The 19,892-nt window shown below is 38.8% G+C and carries 18 protein-coding genes and 1 tRNA gene; 10 read left to right on the top strand and 9 right to left on the bottom strand.

Annotated elements, in window-relative coordinates; translation table 11 throughout:
* Window positions 1–78 precede the first annotated feature (78 nt).
* Window positions 79–1,035, top strand: a complete 957-nt coding sequence (locus tag VB713_RS20095) for an ADP-ribosylglycohydrolase family protein (RefSeq protein WP_416242458.1) — start codon at window positions 79–81, stop codon at window positions 1,033–1,035.
* Window positions 1,036–1,233: 198 nt separating this feature from the next.
* On the opposite strand, the gene VB713_RS20090 is transcribed toward VB713_RS20095, so the two are convergent.
* From VB713_RS20090 to VB713_RS20080, 3 genes are all read right to left on the bottom strand, one after another.
* On the bottom strand, window positions 1,234–2,250 hold the full coding sequence (locus tag VB713_RS20090; protein ID WP_323313273.1) for a transposase: 1,017 nt from the start codon (window positions 2,248–2,250) through the stop codon (window positions 1,234–1,236).
* Window positions 2,251–2,268: 18 nt separating this feature from the next.
* On the bottom strand, window positions 2,269–3,147 hold the full coding sequence (locus VB713_RS20085; protein WP_323313272.1) for a hypothetical protein: 879 nt from the start codon (window positions 3,145–3,147) through the stop codon (window positions 2,269–2,271).
* A 142-nt stretch (window positions 3,148–3,289) separates the two neighbouring features.
* Window positions 3,290–3,949: an Npun_F0813 family protein gene (locus VB713_RS20080; protein ID WP_323313271.1), complete on the bottom strand. Its 660-nt coding sequence runs from the start codon at window positions 3,947–3,949 to the stop codon at window positions 3,290–3,292.
* A 355-nt stretch (window positions 3,950–4,304) separates the two neighbouring features.
* Between VB713_RS20080 and VB713_RS20075 the strand changes: the two genes are divergently transcribed.
* Window positions 4,305–4,377 (top strand) — tRNA-Arg (locus tag VB713_RS20075).
* A 397-nt stretch (window positions 4,378–4,774) separates the two neighbouring features.
* Window positions 4,775–5,356: a dCTP deaminase gene (dcd, locus tag VB713_RS20070; RefSeq protein ID WP_416242457.1), complete on the top strand. Its 582-nt coding sequence runs from the start codon at window positions 4,775–4,777 to the stop codon at window positions 5,354–5,356.
* Between the two features lie 158 nt (window positions 5,357–5,514).
* On the opposite strand, the gene VB713_RS20065 is transcribed toward dcd, so the two are convergent.
* Window positions 5,515–6,225: a dCTP deaminase domain-containing protein gene (locus VB713_RS20065; RefSeq protein ID WP_323313270.1), complete on the bottom strand. Its 711-nt coding sequence runs from the start codon at window positions 6,223–6,225 to the stop codon at window positions 5,515–5,517.
* A 252-nt stretch (window positions 6,226–6,477) separates the two neighbouring features.
* Between VB713_RS20065 and VB713_RS20060 the strand changes: the two genes are divergently transcribed.
* Complete coding sequence (locus VB713_RS20060; protein ID WP_323313269.1) at window positions 6,478–7,092, top strand: hypothetical protein; 615 nt, start codon at window positions 6,478–6,480, stop codon at window positions 7,090–7,092.
* Here VB713_RS20060 and VB713_RS20055 read toward each other — a convergent pair.
* Window positions 7,069–8,619, bottom strand: coding sequence for a thymidylate synthase (locus VB713_RS20055; protein ID WP_323313268.1), 1,551 nt, complete (start codon window positions 8,617–8,619; stop codon window positions 7,069–7,071). The two genes, VB713_RS20060 and VB713_RS20055, sit on opposite strands and share 24 nt — an antisense overlap.
* Before the next feature lie 243 nt (window positions 8,620–8,862).
* Here VB713_RS20055 and VB713_RS20050 point away from each other — a divergent pair, with 243 nt between their 5' ends.
* The 3 genes from VB713_RS20050 (at window position 8,863) to VB713_RS20040 (ending at window position 11,729) form a co-directional block, all read left to right on the top strand.
* The gene (locus tag VB713_RS20050; RefSeq protein WP_323313267.1) at window positions 8,863–10,743 is read left to right on the top strand and encodes an MASE1 domain-containing protein; all 1,881 of its coding nucleotides are present in this window, start codon (window positions 8,863–8,865) and stop codon (window positions 10,741–10,743) included.
* Window positions 10,744–10,830: 87 nt separating this feature from the next.
* Window positions 10,831–11,046, top strand: a complete 216-nt coding sequence (locus VB713_RS20045; protein WP_323313266.1) for a chlorophyll a/b-binding protein — start codon at window positions 10,831–10,833, stop codon at window positions 11,044–11,046.
* 128 nt (window positions 11,047–11,174) lie between these two features.
* A complete protein-coding gene (locus VB713_RS20040) occupies window positions 11,175–11,729 on the top strand; it encodes a thioredoxin family protein (RefSeq protein ID WP_323313265.1) in 555 nt (184 codons plus the stop codon).
* Between the two features lie 90 nt (window positions 11,730–11,819).
* On the opposite strand, the gene VB713_RS20035 is transcribed toward VB713_RS20040, so the two are convergent.
* A complete protein-coding gene (locus tag VB713_RS20035; protein WP_323313280.1) occupies window positions 11,820–12,332 on the bottom strand; it encodes a hypothetical protein in 513 nt (170 codons plus the stop codon).
* Window positions 12,333–12,547: 215 nt separating this feature from the next.
* On the opposite strand from VB713_RS20035, the gene aroA reads away from it, so the two are divergent.
* Window positions 12,548–13,897, top strand: a complete 1,350-nt coding sequence (gene aroA, locus VB713_RS20030; protein ID WP_323313264.1) for a 3-phosphoshikimate 1-carboxyvinyltransferase — start codon at window positions 12,548–12,550, stop codon at window positions 13,895–13,897.
* Between the two features lie 212 nt (window positions 13,898–14,109).
* Here the strand turns inward: aroA and VB713_RS20025 are convergent, their stop codons facing one another.
* Window positions 14,110–14,643 carry an ureidoglycolate lyase gene (locus VB713_RS20025; RefSeq protein WP_323313263.1) on the bottom strand — a complete coding sequence of 178 codons (534 nt, stop codon included), beginning with the start codon at window positions 14,641–14,643 and terminating at the stop codon, window positions 14,110–14,112.
* Window positions 14,644–15,044: 401 nt separating this feature from the next.
* On the opposite strand from VB713_RS20025, the gene VB713_RS20020 reads away from it, so the two are divergent.
* Complete coding sequence (locus VB713_RS20020; RefSeq protein ID WP_323313262.1) at window positions 15,045–16,538, top strand: acyl--CoA ligase; 1,494 nt, start codon at window positions 15,045–15,047, stop codon at window positions 16,536–16,538.
* Between the two features lie 516 nt (window positions 16,539–17,054).
* Window positions 17,055–18,041 (top strand): 2-dehydropantoate 2-reductase, encoded by a 987-nt coding sequence (locus tag VB713_RS20015; RefSeq protein ID WP_323313261.1) that lies wholly within the window; start codon window positions 17,055–17,057, stop codon window positions 18,039–18,041.
* A gap of 4 nt (window positions 18,042–18,045) precedes the next feature.
* Here VB713_RS20015 and dhaL read toward each other — a convergent pair whose 3' ends face one another.
* Window positions 18,046–18,699, bottom strand: a complete 654-nt coding sequence (gene dhaL / locus VB713_RS20010; RefSeq protein ID WP_323313260.1) for a dihydroxyacetone kinase subunit DhaL — start codon at window positions 18,697–18,699, stop codon at window positions 18,046–18,048.
* A 1-nt stretch (window position 18,700) separates the two neighbouring features.
* A complete protein-coding gene (dhaK, locus tag VB713_RS20005) occupies window positions 18,701–19,774 on the bottom strand; it encodes a dihydroxyacetone kinase subunit DhaK (RefSeq protein WP_323313259.1) in 1,074 nt (357 codons plus the stop codon).
* Window positions 19,775–19,892: the final 118 nt, after the last annotated feature.

Below are 19,892 nucleotides of genomic sequence, written 5' to 3'. Positions count from 1 at the left end.
TACACAGTTATATTTTAGCATTCCCGATTATAAATTTAAGTTTGGAAAAATTTGGGAAATTTTCTTGGAGATGAAATCATGATCCCTGCCAAAATATTATCAGGTTTGATGGGTGTATGTGTGGGAGATGCGCTGGGTGTACCTGTGGAGTTCACCAGCAGGGCTGAACGCCTGACATCTCCGGTGACAACTATGTTGGGTTATGGTACATGGAATCAGCCCCCTGGAACTTGGTCAGATGACAGTTCATTAACTTTGTGCTTGGCCGAATGTCTTTGTGAGGGATTTTCATTAGATGCGATCGCCAATTCTTTCTGGCGTTGGTACAAAGAAGGCTACTGGGCTGCTCACGGTCAAGTTTTTGATATTGGTGGCACAACAAGACAAGCTATTCTAAATTGGCAGCAGGGAGCGCCACCTCTAAAAGCAGGTGAGACAAGTGAGAAAAGTAATGGTAATGGTTCTTTGATGCGAATTTTGCCAATGGTTTATTGTCATCAAATGTTTACTTTTTCTGAACTTATTACCAGAGTGCATCAAGTTTCTTGCATCACTCATGCCCATATCCGTTCTCAAATGGCTTGCGGCATTTATATTAGTATTGCGATAGAGGTATTGGCAGGTTTTGAACCTAAAGCGGCTTATTTACAAGGATTAAGCAAAATTCAGTCCTTTTATTCTGGCAGTGAATATATTTTAGAAAAACCCCATTTTGATAGAGTTTTCAGTGGAGAAATTGCTCAAATACCTATAGAAGAGATTAACTCTGGTGGTTATGTGGTTGATACTCTAGAGGCATCTTTGTGGTGTTTGTTAAATACCTCTGCTTATGACCAAGCAGTTCTCAAAGCTGTTAATTTAGGCGGGGATACAGATACTACCGCTGCTGTAACTGGTGGTTTAGCGGGAATTTATTATGGTGTGGAAAATATTCCCCAAGCATGGATTGACCAAATTGCCCGTAAACATGACATCATTGACCTAGCAAATCGTTTGGCTAAGGCTGTTGATAGTGAACGGGAAACTGGCAATTAAAGAAATAAACTCTTTCCTCAATTGCCAATTCACTGTAAATAGGGCGGACTACTGACGAAAATACTATAGCCAGTCAGTATTTTCATCAACTCTCATAGTCTGTCAAGAAAACTTTGAGGTTTTGTTCACAGGAAGATAAATTCTACTTTCTACCTGCTCCTCTGCTTGTCTACACCTGCCATTTTTGGATTAGTAGGACTAAATCAAAGATAGGGAGTAGACTTGACCATCAATCAACAGTCTGGTGATGCCTTTGGCTTGGAGATGGGTACTAGCCTTTTGTAGCATTCTACTGTCAGGAACTTTAATCACGCGATCGCGCTTAGTAGAAAAACGCTTGGCTACTCGGTGATTATCAAACACTGGTAGAGTTTTCTGTTGGGTTTCAATGGTGGGGATTGTTCCCAAATCGCCAAAATCCTTGAGTGGCCTGGTAATTAATTCCGCAGAACGGTCAATTACTAAGTAACAAGTTTTGGGTAAATTAGCCACCGAAAAGGGTAAGACTTGAACTGGTGCTTCTCCCGGACTACGTCTTGTGACTAAAGGTGTTGGTTCTTCGTAGTCTTCATCCTCAAAGTCCTCCTCATCTTCGTACAAATCATCATCTAAATCGTCCAAATCATCTGACTCATCTAGCAAGTCTTCGTCGAAGATATCCTCATCCTCAATTAGGTTTACCGCTGGACGTTCATCCTCTAGGACGGTTCTGGGTATGCTGGGGATTTCTGGCGGCTTGTGTCGGACAATTTCGATTTCCTTGACAACTGGTTTCGGTTTTTCCGTGGCCGAGGAGCGTGTTTTCACCCTTCTAACAACCGGGATTGGTTGGGGAAATTGCTCAGAACTAGGTTCTTTTTCTATAGCTGGCTGCTGTAGTTCAACCTTTGGCAACTCTACACGATTGCGATCGTCGGAGGCATCACTGCGATCTCTTTGAGTGTCCCTATTGACTACTTCTGTTTCTATCTGTGGTTGATTACTCAACAAAGGTAACTGCTCGTAGTTTACCTGCGCTCTGCCTTCAGGGGTTCTAGCAGCACGTTTTAGAGAAACAAGGTACTCATATTCTTCTTCAGGTAAGGTACTTTTGAGCAATCGGCTAATTGTTGAGTTGCTCACACCATAGCGTTCTGCCAAAGTTGATGTTGTTTCGGCAGTCTCTCTATATAGCTTGAGAATCTCTTGTTTGTCAGAATCTGTTAATTTTCTCACGGTAGACACCAAAATTTGTTAACTTCGTTTGCGTCCACTGGTACGCCGCTTGAGGCTCAATGATGCTTCGTATTCTAAGGCAGCGCCCATACCAAATAAAACTCCACTAAACACCCAGAACACTTCTAGTATGTCTCCACTTTGGTAATCGGGAACATAATTAGTGGCATATTTAAACCACATATCTGCAATGTAGAGCGAAAATGCCGCCGCTGCAATCATTCGCCAGGATAAAGAAACTTTTCCTCCCCAAAATGCCAGCAGCATAATTGTGGCAATAATTAACAACAGCACATCACTAACTACATAAAACCAATTCAAAACAAAAGTTATTTTCTGAATCAGAGTATCTAGTCCCGGTGAAGGCGCTTTATTTGTCTGAGAAATCCACCAGGCGATAAAACTGCCTAATAATCCAATTGAGGCGACAATTAGCCACTGCCATTTTTCTAGATTAATTCGCCGGGAGAACAAAGCTAAAGCCATACCTACTCCCACGAATACATAACTCAGTACAAAAAATATATCTCCTAAAGATACTTCCGGGTCTTGTTGTAAGACCACTTCTGTATAGCCGAATATTATCCCTCCAATAAAATAGGCCATCATACCTAAGCCAATTAATAGCCAAACCTTTCGACTACTGACAATCAGGGTACTCCGCCAGTTTCTTAAGCATAAGACACCTGCACCCAAGTAAGCCAAAGCTTCAAAAATGTTTGTCCCCAAAACATACCAATCACCACGGTTTTCCGTGCCATTTGGACCAGGGATTTTAGCGCTAAACAACAAAAAGTATAAAAGCGCCAGCAAAGCCCAACCCATGGCAACCAAGACGATATTTTGAGTGGTGAAAATCGACTTAGAACGGTATGAATTGTTGTAAGAGTTACTCATAAGTCTCAACCAGGTAAATGCACTCTAGCAGTATTTTTGGTGCAAGTTGATGCTGTGTCCAGCAGTTGATCTACCGGATATTACACCATTTAACACCTAAAGCAAGAGCTAATGGACAGTTTGTAATCAAATAATATCCATGCTACTGCCAAAGTTTACTTAGTGGAGATTGATTTAACCAACCAATGAATACTAATTGCTCTTCTTCAGGCATATCTTGTAACCGATCCTTTAGTTGACGAGCAAAATTGGTATCACCAAAATAAGTTTTTCCTAGTCGATGCAGTTCTTCCAGGAGAATAATCACATGAGTTTCTTGCCAAGGAGGTAGTTTAGGTATCTGTGAAGGCTCAACAGTTAGCAAAGATTTTACTGCCTCTGAGGAAGATATTTGGGGAAATTGCTTTTGCTGTAGTATCCCTGTTATGTCTTTTTCAAATAAACTTGCTTGCCGATTACCTAATAAATCTTCGATATCTAGATAAACAGCTTGCAGCAGCACAATACTTGCTAATGTCAAAATTTCAACATTGCTATGACTACCTGTATCATTTCCTAGCTGTTCTAAGCGAATTTTACCCCAGACGCTAAAGCGATCTGGTTCTTCAAGTAGGACACAGGCTTTACCACGATTGTCAGTAAGAGATCTCCACAACGCTTTGGCTTCAATCTCTTGACTAGCTTTGAAAACACTTATCAGGCGAAAGGTTTGCCCCTGATAATGGAGGATCGGCACCTGCTGATCCCGCGTTGGGTGCTGAATAGTTGAGATTTCAACATCCTGGCGTTTGAGAATAAACATGGCACTAGCAGATAACTCCTCACAGGGGCTGTTTTGACAAAAAATATGTCATGGACTTAGGCAACATAGCCGACAGTATAATTATTTATATTATGGTATGGGAGAATTAGGCATTTGCCAGATGTTTCACCAGCATACGCCATAGAAGGCATTAGTACTCATTGGTCAAATTCTTCCTTGACATCACAATATACCGGAAATATCCCATATGTTTAGTTTTTAGTGTACATCTACTGACTCATGACTTGGATCTCCGTCTTGAGATTGGGAAATTTTCAGTTTGATCTTGCTTGTTACTAGGAATAAGAGATATAATGGTGTATGATGACTTTTTGAGAACCCAGAGATTACTCTTGGGCGCGTAGCTCAGTGGATAGAGCAATTGCCTTCTAAGCAATCGGTCGCAGGTTCGAACCCTGCCGCGCTCGTTTTAAGTCAGTTTGAACCCTCAAATCTGTAAGTAATAATATCCTGATTTGGGAATTTTGGAGTTAATTTTTATGCGATACCTAAAGTAGGTGCTGAACTATCCATTAATGATTTTGCTGTATGTTTTAACAAGCATAATTCAATAAGTACAAGAATATGCTAATTAACATAGAAATTGTTTATAGTTATCAGTCTGAAAGAAAATGCCAATTCACGATATTCTATTAACTTGGAGCATCTCACCTTTGCGAATATAGCTTGAGATTCTTTCCTTCGGAACGCTGAACGCTTCACTAGGTTGCGTATGGCTTACGCCACGTTACGCTCAGAATGACAGGGGTGTTTTTACAAAAGTGAGATGCTCCTATTAATTTGGTTTGAATTACCCGTGAACTTGTGATTAAAAACGATATCTGGATTACCGAAATGGCTAAAAAAGGCATGATTTCGCCTTTTGAACCAAGTTTAATACGTCATCTTGCCGAATTGCCTATAATTTCATTCGGACTTAGTAGCTTTGGCTACGACATCAGACTATCGCATGAAGATTTCCGTATTTTTAAGCATATTCCAGGCACAGTAGTTGATCCCAAAAATTTTAATCCTGAAAACTTGGAGCAAACAAAACTCCATACGGATGAAAATGGTAGTTACTTTATCCTTCCAGCACATTCCTACGGACTTGGGGTAGCGCTGGAAAGGCTAGAAATACCAGATAATATTACAGTAATTTGCATAGGCAAAAGCACTTATGCGAGATGTGGTATAATTGCAAACGTAACTCCTGCGGAGGCAGCTTGGCGTGGCTACTTAACCTTAGAGTTATCCAACGCTTCTAGTGCTGACTGTCGCATTTATGCTAATGAAGGCATAGTACAGTTAATGTTTTTAGAAGGAGCGCCCTGTGCAGTTAATTATGAAGCGCGTCAGGGTAAATATCAAGACCAGTTAGGTGTTGTGACTCTGGCTAAAGTTTAAATACAATGACAATAACATAGGCACTATATTTAAACCAGCACATGGAACATATTCTGAAAAAATAGCTTGTTGAAAGCTATATTATTTATGTATGCTGGTTATAAAAATAATGGACTCAATCGTATAAATTCATATCATCTTAATCGTAAAAAGAGAAATTATTGAGTTTTTTCTGTATTTTCTTTAGGGTAAGTTTGTATTGTTGGATTGAGTATAAATGATGACAGTTGGGGTACTATTGTTATTAGAATTTGTAAACTACTGAGAATCAATAGTATAATAGTGAATGTCGTCTGATTTGTCTCAATAAAATCCCTAAGTCCATTTAATAAACTAGTTTTAGGATTTCCAGCAATTCTTTTAGGTGGTTTTGCATAAGGAATAACCCCTTGTCTAACATCAAGTACATACAGTGTACAAAAGACTTGTCCTTGCTTAAGTTCAACAGTTCTTTTGCCTAAATTAAAAACTGTGATGGAAAGTTTTCCTCTGTATCCAGGATCTATTTTTGATGAGGTATTAGATAAACCTTGCTGCAACAAAGAGACTTTTGGAACTACATGACCAAATCTAGATTTGGGAAAGTGAACTAATTCCGCTGTTTCAATAATGACGGCAGATCCTGGTTGGAGAGATATTTTGCCATTACTTAACAAATCCGTTTTACCGGAGTCTCTATGGTCTCTATATTCATCACCAACCCTTAAATCATAGCTTGCATTACTGGACTCTGTATCAAGAATTTGGCTGGTGTCGAGATTTTCTATAAAAATTACATCTCCATTAGTACTACCCGCGTCATCATACTCTACCTGAGTTTTCACAACTGTTTTGTTATTACCGTCCAATATAAATGGGACAATACTCATAAGTTTTGCTAAATCAAAAATTACTGCCGACTAATTATACACTGAGTTATAGGTCAAATATTTAATCATGAGCAGATAATTTCTCAATTACACAAGCCACTAATTTTTGTCCGCGTTCCTATTCACAGCCGAAATAGATATAATAAGTAATTAGATAAAAATATTTGCGGTCATTCTATTTTGTTGCAGTCGTAATGAAATTGTGTAATTAATTCTGTTTGACTACTTAATGATTTAAACGAAGATGATATTATGAGTCGCTCCCGAATTATTCAACCTGGACAAAGTTATACATTTAGTAAATACTTTGATTTAGCATTTTCTCCAGAGGATATTCTGGCGGAACTTGGTTGTGTTTATCAACGTGAAAGGCTGAAATTACCGATTATAGAATCAACACCTAACTATATTGAAGAATTGCAGCGAGTAATTGAACGTAATCTCCGACGAGTTAAATTACTAAGTGAGGATGCCCGGAAACAAGCAATTATAGCGCCGATTCTTCTAGAAGTTTGTGAAATCGCAGAAACGCAATTGAATATCGAATATCCTATTAGCGTCAGCGACCAATTAAAAGGTAGTTTAGATTATTACATTAATAAGGGTAAAGGTTTATTAGTGATTGAGGCTAAACAATCAGATTTGAGTAAAGGATTTACACAATTAGCTGTTGAATTGATTGCTCTTGACCAATGGATAAGTTCAGACAACCCAATACTTTATGGAGCAGTTACTACTGGTGAAGATTGGCGATTTGCTATATATAAACGTCAAGAGAAAGAAATAATAGAAGATATAAAATTATATCGAGTTCCCGAAGAATTAATTGAATTGGTCAGAATTTTAGTTGCTATAGTTAGAAATTAATAAAGGTATATTCTTTTGAGTTTTTAGCGGTTTATCTTGCTCATAAACCAACTCTGGTTTCATTAACAAAGCTATTTCTGCTTTTTGTAATTCTCCACCTAAATAGAGAGCATGGGAAACTTGTAAACTAGGACAATCTATGAATATTTGCTGGGAGAGTTTATTTGCAGATTTACCAGAATAACAATTAACTACTTCTCCAGAACCAGGAGTTGTATGTTCTACAATAATAATGTCATCCTGGATATAAATAACAAAACTACCGGCAGGATCAAAATAGTCTTTCCTTTGAGCAATTTTAGAATATTGGGATTGAATCACGTTTTCGACATTTTCAAAGCAATCATCATAAATATGGGCGCTTTGACTAATAGTAATTAATGCCCCCATTTTTAAAATATGATGAGATTTTTGAGTAATAGCATCACAAATATACTTTTGTAAAGCCCTTAATCCCATTGCATTTGCTGGCCATGCGGAAAACATATCATTACTGCGGAAAGTTGCTGTTAAAGATAATTCATTATCAACTATTCTTACCCAAATGTGATTTAGGCAAGGTGGATTATCATTATCGTCTTGACTAGCATCCCATAAAGATATTACTGCTCTTGCTGAATCAATATCATTTATTAGTTTGTCAATTACTAGTTGAATTTGATCGCGTCCAAACCAAGAACGCAAACGTTGACCATATGTATATTTAACTCCTTCTCGATTCGGTGCATCATCTAATATTTGAGAAATATATTCTTCTAAAAAACTTCTATCAATTGGTAAATAATTGGGTTCGGGAAAATAAAAATCTTCGGGTTCATCGGTGACGACTGCCATTAAATCTATTAATTCTTGCCATTTGCCATCATAGCCAGTTGGTCGAATTGTGCCTGTTGTTTTAATGCGATGAATGATTTTTACCCAAGTTTCAGCTATGGTTTTACCTTCTATTCTGTGTCCATAGCGTGAACCAGGTAAAACTGTAGGTTCAACGGTAGCCATAGGAAATTCTAAGGAAACTCCCCACGATTCAATTAGTTCTTGTTGGGAGTAATGTTTAATTTTTTCAACTGCTTCTGTGATTGATTTAGCTTCTTGAAATTCTATAGAATGTCTGAGTTTTTCTAAAGCATTAATATCAATATCAATATCAATATATCCAGTAATAGTAGAACGAATTACCCAAGCTTTGCGTCCGGTGTCACTTAAACTTTCTTCGACACCGTTGCGGAAAAAATCTAGTAAGCACTGAGATGCACCTGCGTTTTTATCTTCTTTGGTAGCGTTGAGGACAACCAAATAACGAACATGAGGATTCAATAATAAGTTACGAATTAGTAGGTTTATGCCTCTGGTGGGCGAATACAACTGCCCAATTACAGCATAATCTGACGGTTGCAGGTGTTTAGCGATCGCTTGCTTGACTGTCCACCCTGTAATCACTGCCGTTTGCCCGTTTCCGTAAATTAACTGATTCGGTTTGTGCTGTGCTGTGTAACGAAATTCAGTTACTTGACCTGTTCCTTTCATAATTGGCTAAAAGTCAAATTTTACTATCGTAGCAAGGAGCATAGGACAATATATTTTTATTTTTACAAATCTTAAATTTGTCAGGAAAAACAATAGATAACCTGGAATGTCAAAAAATAAAGATTTTTCTACAGATAGATAAAGATTTGAATATGTTATAATCCGCATTAATGTAAACTAATTTCAAGTTATATTAATAGAGCAATTTTTCGGAAATGTCATGAATTTTAATGAATTAAAACTATGTGGCAAATCAAAAGAACAAATTGGTTATTTAAATATACAGATAAGAAGCTGATTATTCTCAACTTATTAATAGCAATAGCCTACAGTATTTGTGTTCTAATTAGCTTGGAATTTACTTCTTTGCCAGGAAAAGTTGCGTCTGTTTGGTTTCCTTCAGCAATGACATTAGCAGCAGTATTTTTATTAGGTAAGCGGGTATTTCCAGGAATTATTTTGGGTTCTATACTTGGTCTTTCTAAAAACTTATTGAGTTTAACGCCACCTTTATCAATTTTAAATTTTATTTTACTGAATGTTATCTGTGCTTGTGGGAATTGTCTACAACCTTTAGCCGCTACTTATATAATTAAAAAGTTTGCTCCTCATGGAAATATATTTAATCAGGTCAATGCAATCTTTGTATTTATTTTGGGTGCTGTTGCTTCACCAATTATATCAGCGACTATGGGAATTACAGCATCATGTTTGATGGGAACGATTCCTTGGAATAGTTATGGTATTTGCTGGCTAATATGGTGGTTAGCAAGTGCGTTAGCTCACCTGATATTCACGCCATCGTTACTCTTATGGAAAACCTATTTGCATAAAAAAGAATATTACTACCGTAGAGGGGAGACACTAGTTGTATTGAGCATTATTCTATGTGTAAACTGGCTCACATTTATGGGCGGATATAATTTGGAATACACTTTGCTCCCTATTTTGATATGGTCTGTTTTTCGTCTTGGTAATTTTGTTTCTAGTATTTTTGTGACTTTGGTTTCTGCGATCGCTATTTTTGCTACGTCACAAGGGTACGGCCCGTTTGTGAAAGACGAACCCTATCAATCGTTTATGCTTTTACAATCCTTCACAGGTGTCTTTTCAATTACCGCACTTGTACTTTCAGCCGTGATTGATGAACGACAAGTTGCTGAGTCATCTCTGAACCAGACTTTAGCTACACAAGAAATAAAAATAAAAGAGCGAACAGCCGCATTGCAACAGAGTGAGTCCCAACTTAATGGCTTTTTCTCATCTGCCTCAATTGGGATGTGTATTTTAGATCACGAACTTAGGTATATTCGAGTTAATGAAATAATCGCAGAAATTAACGGGATATCGGTTGCTGATCACCTGGGTAAGAAAATTCAAGAAATATTACCGCAGCTATCTCCAGAGATAGAATCTATTTGTCAGCAGGTGATCGCAACGGGAAAACCTTTGCGAAATCAAGAAATAACTTTTAAATTTCATAACCAAGTAGGTATGTCTAGAACTTGGTTAGCTTCATATTTCCCCATCCTGGATGCAGACAATATTCCTTTTGCGGTGGGAGTTGTAGTTATGGAAATTAGCGATCGCAAACAGCTAGAACTCCAACTCCAACAACAAGTTCGTTTAGATGGATTAACACAAATTGCCAACCGCCGTCATTTTGATGAAGTATTATTTAAAGAATGGCAACGATGTATTCGCACTCAACAGCCACTTTCGCTACTTATATGTGATGCTGATGACTTTAAAGCTTATAACGATGCCTATGGACATCCAATGGGAGACACTTGTTTAATTCAAATCGCGCAGATACTGAAGATTAATGTTCAGCGTCCCAATGATTTAGTAGCTCGATATGGTGGGGAAGAGTTTGCAATTCTTCTCCCCGAAACTACTTCTGAGGGAGCATTTCATATTGCTAACTCGATTCGGGAACACATCCACCAAGTCAATATTCCCCATCCACGTTCGCGGGTATGTGACCATGTAACCTTAAGCATTGGCATTGCTACCTGTATTCCCATAGCGGAAAATCGACCTGAAGAAATAGTGATCACCGCAGATCAGGCACTTTATGAAGCTAAAAACCAGGGACGCGATCGCATCATCCTGAGAATCTAGATTATCTCTCTCAGATGAAAATACTTTACAAATATTAATTTTACTGTTATATTTATTTACATTAAAGAAAATTAGGAAAATAAACTAATGCGTAAAAGCGGCTCTATTAAAGACGACCAAGGCAAAATGAATAACTTTGCAGTTGAACCAAAGGTATATATAGACGCTCAGGGTAATAGAACAGGATTTACTACCTACGCAGAATTACTTAATGGTCGGTTAGCAATGATTGGTTTTATATCTCTAATAGCATTAGAAGTATTCACAGGACACGGTGTTTTCGGTCTTTTGTCCAGCCTATAAAAATAAGTTAAAATTTGCTTACATAACAACTTATAAATCAAGAGAGACGGGAAAATTTCCGTCTTTAATTTTGGGAATTTTCGGGAAAATTTAATGCTATGTTGTAAACATTCAGTCAAGGGGGATCTATGGTTTTAACTGCTTCATCAATGTTACAACTAGGCACTAAAGCCCCAGATTTTCATCTATCAGAAGTAGTATCTGGAGAGATAATTTCACTTGCTACTTTTGCTAACAAAAAAGCATTGCTAGTCATGTTTATTTGTCGGCATTGTCCATTCGTAAAGCATATACAACAAGAGTTGGCGCAATTAGGAAAAGATTATTTGAACAGTAACTTAGGTATTGTTGCTATTAGTGCCAATGATGCTCAAAACTATCCCAATGATGCACCCGAATCATTGAAAGAAATGGCAACCGAACTGGAATTTAAGTTTCCATTCTGCTACGATGAAAACCAAGCAACAGCAAAAGCTTATACAGCAGCTTGTACACCTGATTTTTTTCTATTTGATAGTGAAAATAAACTAGTTTATCGGGGACAATTAGATGATAGTCGTCCCAGTAACAATAAACCTGTAACAGGTGCAGATTTACGAGCAGCTATTGAAGCAGTTTTGGCTGATCAACCAGTTATAAGTGAACAACAACCTAGTGTGGGTTGCAATATTAAATGGAAGTAAGTACTGAGTGCTGAGTGTTGGGTGTTTGGTGTGGCCGTTGTTTTGTTGGATTTCTACTCATTACTCGGTACTCAGCACTCATTACTTTTTTTAGTGGTGGATTTCCAAATTGAGGATGTAGCTTCCCAGTTGGACTTTTTCTGACCATAATTCATACTCTAGCCGCAAATGCTCTGGTAAAGTTTTGCCATTGAGGTGCAACTTTCTAGTAAAATTACGTAAGCGAAGTGGCTTGTGTGGTTGTAATGACTCAGCAGGCAACCAATAACGACTAACGCCATAAACGCCCTGTTCCCAAAAATGACGGTAACTCACTTGACTATTACCTTGCATAGTCATGATGACGCGATAGGGTGATATTTCCAACCACAAAATTCTGGGACTGCTGGGAAGATCAGCATTGTTTATGCTTTTAGGAAAGTTCTCTTCTGGATTGGTAAAACTTCCTACTTCACAGCTAATTAAGGGTGGTGCAGTCAATAGTAAATGAAATCGGTCAGTATCTTTTTGATACAATGTCCCGGCAGTTTCAACCACAGACCAGACTGGCAAGTCAGTGGAAATAATTGATAAGCACACGGGTTTGCGGTGATGAGTAAGCATGGGAGCGATAAGTGCTAGAAGCAATTAAATAAAATCAGATGTAGAAAGGCAGAATTGAGAGCTAAAAAAGAAAAATGATGCTTATTTGAGTGGATACTGACTTGAAATAAGTTGAGAACAACAAAAAGCGGTAGGATACTAGGGAGGAAGTTACAAGTGGCAGCAGATCAAGTCACCCAAAAGCTTCTAGTCTATTCAAAAGCCAGTGTATCCTAATGTCGGCTGCTGTTATAACCGTAGAAATTCAAGAAAACGCTGCTCATAAGTTAATTATTCAGCGTTCCCCTGCAATGCTCTCCCTCCAGGGTAGTATTCGGGTTCCTGGGGATAAGTCCATTTCCCACCGCGCACTCATGTTGGGTGCGATCGCAGAAGGTGAAACTCAGATTGAAGGACTCCTGTTGGGAGAAGACCCCCGTAGCACTGCTAGCTGTTTTCGATTGCTAGGTGCAGAAATTTCGGAATTAAATACAGAGTTTGTCCGGGTAAAAGGAATTGGTTTGGGCAATTTTCAAGAACCTGTGGATGTGTTGAATGCGGGTAACTCTGGGACAACCATCAGATTGATGTTAGGGCTGTTAGCTTCCCATCCAGGGCGGTTTTTTACGGTTACAGGTGATGATTCCTTGCGATCGCGTCCCATGTCCCGTGTTGTCAAACCTTTACAACAAATGGCTGCACAAATCTGGGGACGTAAAGGTAACTCTTTAGCACCTTTAGCGATTCAAGGACAAGCCCTCAAACCCATTCATTATCATTCTCCCATTGCTTCGGCTCAAGTTAAATCCTGTATTCTTTTAGCGGGTTTAAACACCGAAGGGAAAACTACCGTCACCGAACCCGCTTTATCACGGGATCACAGTGAGCGAATGTTAAGGGCTTTTGGGGCAGAATTGAGTATAGACCCGGAAACCCATAGTGTGACTGTGATGGGTAATGCTAAGTTATACGGTCAAAAAGTGGTTGTTCCCGGTGATATTAGTTCAGCAGCCTTTTGGTTAGTTGCAGGATCTATTGTTCCTGGTTCAGATTTGCTGGTGGAAAATGTCGGTGTGAACCCAACGCGCACGGGGATTTTAGAAGCTTTAGCCATGATGGGAGCAGATATCCAGCTAGAAAATCAGCGGGAAGTCGCTGGGGAACCAGTTGCTGATTTGCGGGTGCGTTCGAGTCGGTTAAAAAGCTGCACCATTGCTGGAGATATTATACCGAGATTAATTGATGAAATTCCCATTTTGGCAGTAGCGGCGGTATTCGCTGAAGGTACTACTATTATTAGGGATGCAGCCGAGTTGAGAGTGAAAGAGAGCGATCGCATTACCGTGATGGCGCAACAACTCAATCAAATGGGCGCTAAAATCACCGAATTAGCCGATGGCATGGAAATTATTGGTGGTACTCCCCTAGTAGGAACCGACGTAGACAGCCATACAGACCATCGTATAGCAATGAGTTTAGCGATCGCAGCTCTCAACGCCACCGGTACAACCACCATTCACCGTGCAGAAGCCGCTGCTATTTCCTATCCCAACTTTACCAACACCTTAGCCGAAGTTTGTCAATAAAAGGTGAGAGAGGTGATGAGGGAGATGAGGGAGAGACATCATAGTCCCCTCCCCGCTGTTTCGGGGAGGGGGTTGGGGGTGGGGTTCTTGTAACTCAACTTAACCAAAGAAACGCTATCTATATATTTTTGCTATCATCTTCTTCCTAATACAGCAGATTGCAGATCAATGAGGTACAGAATCTAAATTGAAACCTAGACACCAAGGCAGTTTTACTCCTGACTCCTGACTCCTGACTCCTGAATTCTGCTGTAAATCATTTCAAACTTTAATTGATGACTTTTGAGAAAATCATGAGTGAAATGATCCACCACATTTGTATCACTTAATTCCAAATTATAAAAATCGACAAACTCATGGTCAAAATACGGTCCCGCGTGCCAAGTTCCCACTTCTAATTTAATAAAACAATTTCCCGGAATACGGAAAGCAGCAAGTTCAGCTAACACAGGTTCATTAATTGCATTATCAGGTGGACAAACTGCCATCAACCAATCTTTCCCTGCCAAAGAACCCAAACATTGAGTACATTGAATATGTCGAGTAATTTTATGGAACTTATTCCCATTTTTCTGCAATCGCATAATATAAAAGCGAGGAATGCCATTTTGTAAATTTAAATGTGCATCTTCAGCATCAAAAGCTTTTCCGTCTCCACTAGAAAATATCACCTGTCCATAACGCTGAAAATTTTCCGGCGTAATCAATTCTGCCTTTAACTGTTTTAAGGATGTGGATGTGTTCATAAAAAATCCTATTGATTTAGCTATATTAATTATTTCCGAAGACTAATTCCCATTATAGGAATCATAAAACAGATAAATACTTACTCAACCCCTACCTATAGAATAAAACTATTGCTTTGGCTTTAAAATGTCAAGAACAGGTGACAGAGGAAAATTAAGAAAATAGGACTTACACATTGACAAAATCTATTAAATATGGATTATGGATTTTATCTCTTGTAGGGTGCGTCAGACCCGCTAATTTAGTACACACCAGATTTTCTCTATCTGACGCACCGCACTAATAGGCTATTTCAAAAACCTGAAACTAAGTAATTTCGTTCATACATATCATGAAGTTTTTACAGTGCGTAAGTCCTAGAAAAAAGTAATTTTGTCAATAACGTAATAAGGAATCAACAATGAATTTATTTGATCTTTTAACAGGAACAAACAATCATTCAGCTTTAATCACTCCTGATGGTTCTATAATTACTTATCAGCAGTTACGTGAAAATATAACTGAGTTAACATCTCAACTGCATAGCTTTGGTTTAAAAAAAGGAGATCGTATCGCCATCGCCATGACTAATGGTGTCCCAATGGCTATTACCTTTTTAGCATCTGCATTATGTGGGACGGCTGCACCATTAAATCCTAAATATAAACAAGACGAATTTGCTTTTTATTACGAAGATACTCAAGCTAAAGCGCTAATTACATTATCGGAAACTCCTGAAGCAGCTATTAAAGGTGTTACACAAGATATGATGTTAATTAATGCTAAAATCAATAAAAATGGAACTTTAAACTTTGAATTAGCTAAACCGATATCAACAGCAACCATCAATTCTGAATCACCCAACGCTGATGATGTGGCGATGATTTTACATACTAGTGGTACTACCAGTCGTCCTAAACGTGTACCCATTCGTCATCGTAACTTAATCGCTTCCGCTAATAATATCATCGCTGCTTATTCACTCACATCTGCTGATATTACACTTTGTCTAATGCCACTTTTCCATATTCATGGATTGGTAGGATGTTTATTAGCAACTCTTGCATCAGGAGGGACTTTAATTTGTCCCAATGGTTTTAATGCGTTGGAATTTTGGAAACTCGTAGAAACTTACAAACCTACTTGGTATTCAGCCGCGCCTACCATGCATCAAACAATTCTAGCACGGGCAATTCGTAATCAAGAAATTGTTAAAAATAACCCCTTCCGCTTCATTCGTTCTAGTAGTGCATCTTTAGCGCCAGTTATCATCGAACAAATGGAGAAAACCTTAAATTCTCCCGTTTTAGAATCTTACAGTATGACGGAAGCAGCCCACTTAATGTCAACCAACCCCTTACCACCAAAAATTCGTAAACCAGGAACTGTGGGTTATGGTTTTAATGTAGATGTGGGAATTATGGATGATGAAGGTAATTTGTTAACTCAAGGTAGTTTGGGTGAAGTGGTAGTAAAGGGTGCAAATGTGATTGATGGTTATGAAAATAACCCAGATGCTAACGCGACTGCTTTTATAAATGGTTGGTTTCGCACCGGAGATCAAGGGATAATAGATGCTGATGGATATCTGCATTTAACTGGGAGAATTAAGGAATTAATTAACCGGGGTGGGGAAAAAATTTCACCTTTAGAAGTAGATAATGTTTTATTACGTCATCCTGCGGTTGCGGAAGCTTTAGCTTTTGCTGTACCTCACAAAAATCTAGGTGAAGAAATTCACGCTGCTGTGGTGCTGAAATTAGAAGTTAGTGAAAAAGAACTTCAGCAATATTGCTCAAATACATTAGCAGATTTTAAAGTACCTAAACAAATTCACATTTTAGAAGCTTTACCTCGTGGTGCTACGGGTAAGTTACAACGTTTAGCAATGGCGAAATTGTTGGATATTGGATAACATAAATATTTGTCTGAATCAGGATTTTCAGGATTTAAAGATTTACAGGATTGTGATTATTTGTTTTTCTGTAAGTATTCAGGCTAGAGAATACTCCAAGTCAGGAAAATAAAGGCTTTTCGAGTCAATTTTGATGATTTTGCGAAATTGTTGGATATTGGATAAAATAAATATCTGTCTGAATCAGGATTTTCAGGATTTAAAGATTTACAGGATGGTGATTATTTCTTTATTTGTCTGAATCAGGATTGTAATTATTTGTTTTTCTGTAAGTATCCAGGCTAGAGAATACTCCAAGTTAAGAAAATAAAGGCTTTTCGAGTCAATTTTGATGATTTTGAGCAAGTATCACTTCTTTCTATTCCTTATTCTATAAGCATTCTGACTCCTGAATTCTTATGTTTTTTTAATTAGTTTTCACACAACAAATGTAAATAAACATCTTGTAAATCCTTTAATCCTGAAAATCTTGATTCAGACATTTTCAATTTTTGCATAATTTTAGTAATAGCTGTTATGAAAATCTGTATTGTTGGTGCTGGTGCGATTGGTGGTTATCTGGGTGCTAAGTTAATTTTAAGTGGTGAAGAGGTAACTTTAATTGCTCGCGGTTCCCATTTAGAAGCAATTCAAAAAAATGGACTAAAAATCATATTAGCTGATGGTTCTAGCCAAGTTGCTAACCCGGTTTTAGCTACTAGTGATTTTACAGCAATTGAACCTCAAGATGTAGTGATTTTAGCAGTAAAATCTAATAGTGTGAGTGCGATCGCACCTTTTCTTCCTCAACTCTGTCATGAGCAAACAATGGTAGTCACTGCTCAAAATGGTATTCCTTGGTGGTATTTCCGCAAACATGGTGGGGAATATGAAGGAACACGTTTAAATTCTCTTGATTCAGATGGTATTATTGAAAACAACATTGATATTGACAGGGTGATTGGCTGTGTTGTCTATCCTGCTGCGGAAATAGTAGCACCGGGAGTAATTCAGCATCTGGAAGGGGAAAGATTTACACTCGGAGAAATCGACGGTTCTAAAACTGAACGTATCCAATTATTAGCCCAAGCCTTAAAAAAAGCAGGATTTAAAGCTCCTGTACGGAATCAAATTAGAACAGAAATATGGGTGAAATTATGGGGAAATATCGCATTTAATCCCATTAGTTCCTTAACTGGTGCAACCCTAGAAGCCATTGCTCAATACCCTCCCAGCCGAGAACTAGCAAGACAAATGATGTTAGAAGCACAAACTATCGCCGAAAACTTAGGTATTAAATTTGGCATTAGTTTAGAACAGCGGATTAATGGTGCAGAAAAAGTTGGCGCTCATAAAACATCAATGTTACAAGATATTGAAGCCGGACGACCAACAGAAATAGAAGCGATCGCAGGTGCAGTGGTAGAATTAAGTAAACTTACGCAAACACCCACGCCTCATATTGATGCACTTTACGCCAGTGTTAAGTTATTGGAGTTGACAGGGAAACAAAGAAGAAAATAAATAATTACGAATTACGAATTGCATTAGAGCCTTTTAGTACTTCCAACAAACTCCGCAACATCCAATAAGCAGAAGTTCCACCGGGATCTTGATGTCCTATACTGCGATCGCCCAAATAACTCGCTCTACCTTTCTTTGCTAACATGGGTATAGTTGCCTTTAACCCTTGTTCCGCAGCCGAAACAGCCACTTCCAAGGCTGCCACAGTCCCCATCATCCCTTCACCCACAGCTTGCTCAAAAGCCACTACAGCCGGGGAAAGTACATCCACCATTGTCTTATCTCCCAACTGCGCCTTCCCCCGTTCCAGCACTCCATCTAAACCAGATTGAAGTAACTTTAAGACATCGTCTTGAGATAATTCTTGTTTCCCAGCAGTAGCCGAACTAGCTTTTAAAAACCAAGTTCCATACAGAGGTCCACTCGCACCGCCAATACTGGAAATTAAAGTCATACCGACGTTTTTGAAAATGCTGCTGATGTCCTTGCCGGCAATACTCGGTAAAATACTGTTGACCTTTTTAAACCCACGATCCATATTGATACCATGATCAGCATCACCAATAGCCGCATCTAATTCCGTCAAATCTTCCTTATGATGCTCAATCACAGAAGAAAATACGTGTAACCATTCGACAATCTGCACCTGAGTAACCATCTCACACTCCCCAGCGTAAACTTGCTGTTTTGACTGGTGCATCCCATAACTTGAGCATTTCGTCGTCTAATTTTAGCAGAGTAATGGAGCAACCTTGCATTTCTAATGATGTAATGTAGGGGCCAATTAGATTTCGCACGATTTGCAATCCTTCCCTGGCACAGATTTCTGCTAGTTTGCGATAGACGAGATAGAGTTCAGAAATGGGAGTCCCACCCATACTATTAACAAAAGCCAGAATGCGATCGCCTTTTTGCAGGGGTTTATTTAACAGTTCCACATCTACCCATCCCTCTGTGGCTTCATTCCACTCCCTAACTGTGCGATTATAGGGAAGATCATCAATGAGCGATCGCACTAAAATCTCTGTAATCTCATCTGCTGATTGCATAGAAACCCTGGCTATTCCCGGTTCTCCATGAATGCCAATCCCTAATTCTATCTCGTTATCCCCCAAAGCAAAAGTCGGTGTTCCCCTAGCTGGAACTGTACAAGAACTGAGCGCAACTCCTACACTACGTCCATGCAGATTTACCTTTCTGCACAAATCTGCTACCTGCTGCAAATCATAACCTGCTGCCGCTGCTGCACCACAAATTTTTTCCGCCAGCACTGTTACACCTACACCTCTTCTCCCTTGGGTATACAGACTATCTTTCACCGCCACATCATCATCAATGATAATATTGAGCGTGCGGATGCCTTCACTTCTGGCTAACTCCGTCGCCATTTCAAAATTCATCAAATCACCGCTATAATTTTTAACGATATAAATAATACCCGCACCACCATCTACTTGTTGCGCTGCTGCTAACATTTGGTCAGGAGTTGGTGAGGTGAAAACTTCCCCAGGACAAGCCGCATCAAGCATTCCCATACCGACAAAGCCAGCGTGCATAGGTTCATGACCACTACCACCCCCAGAAATAATTGCTACCTTTCCCTGTATAGGTGCATCGGTTCGATAAACAAAAGTCGGCTCATAATTGACCTTAATTAAATCGCCATGAGCAGCAGCCATTCCTGCTAAACTTTCTCTAACAAAGTCATCGGCTTGATTAATTAGCTTTTTCATAATTTCTATGACAAAAACATTGCAGGTGATGCTTCCTTATCCATTAACCCCATCATACTTTGTTCGACTATTAAACCTTCTTCCTTCTTCCTTCGCGCTCTTTGCGTCTTTGCGGTTC

The organism is Anabaena cylindrica UHCC 0172 (assembly GCF_034931625.1).
Taxonomy (GTDB): Bacteria; Cyanobacteriota; Cyanobacteriia; order Cyanobacteriales; family Nostocaceae; genus Anabaena; species Anabaena cylindrica_A.
Note: the sequence above shows the minus strand (reverse complement) of the source record. Positions and strands in the feature narration are given on the sequence as shown.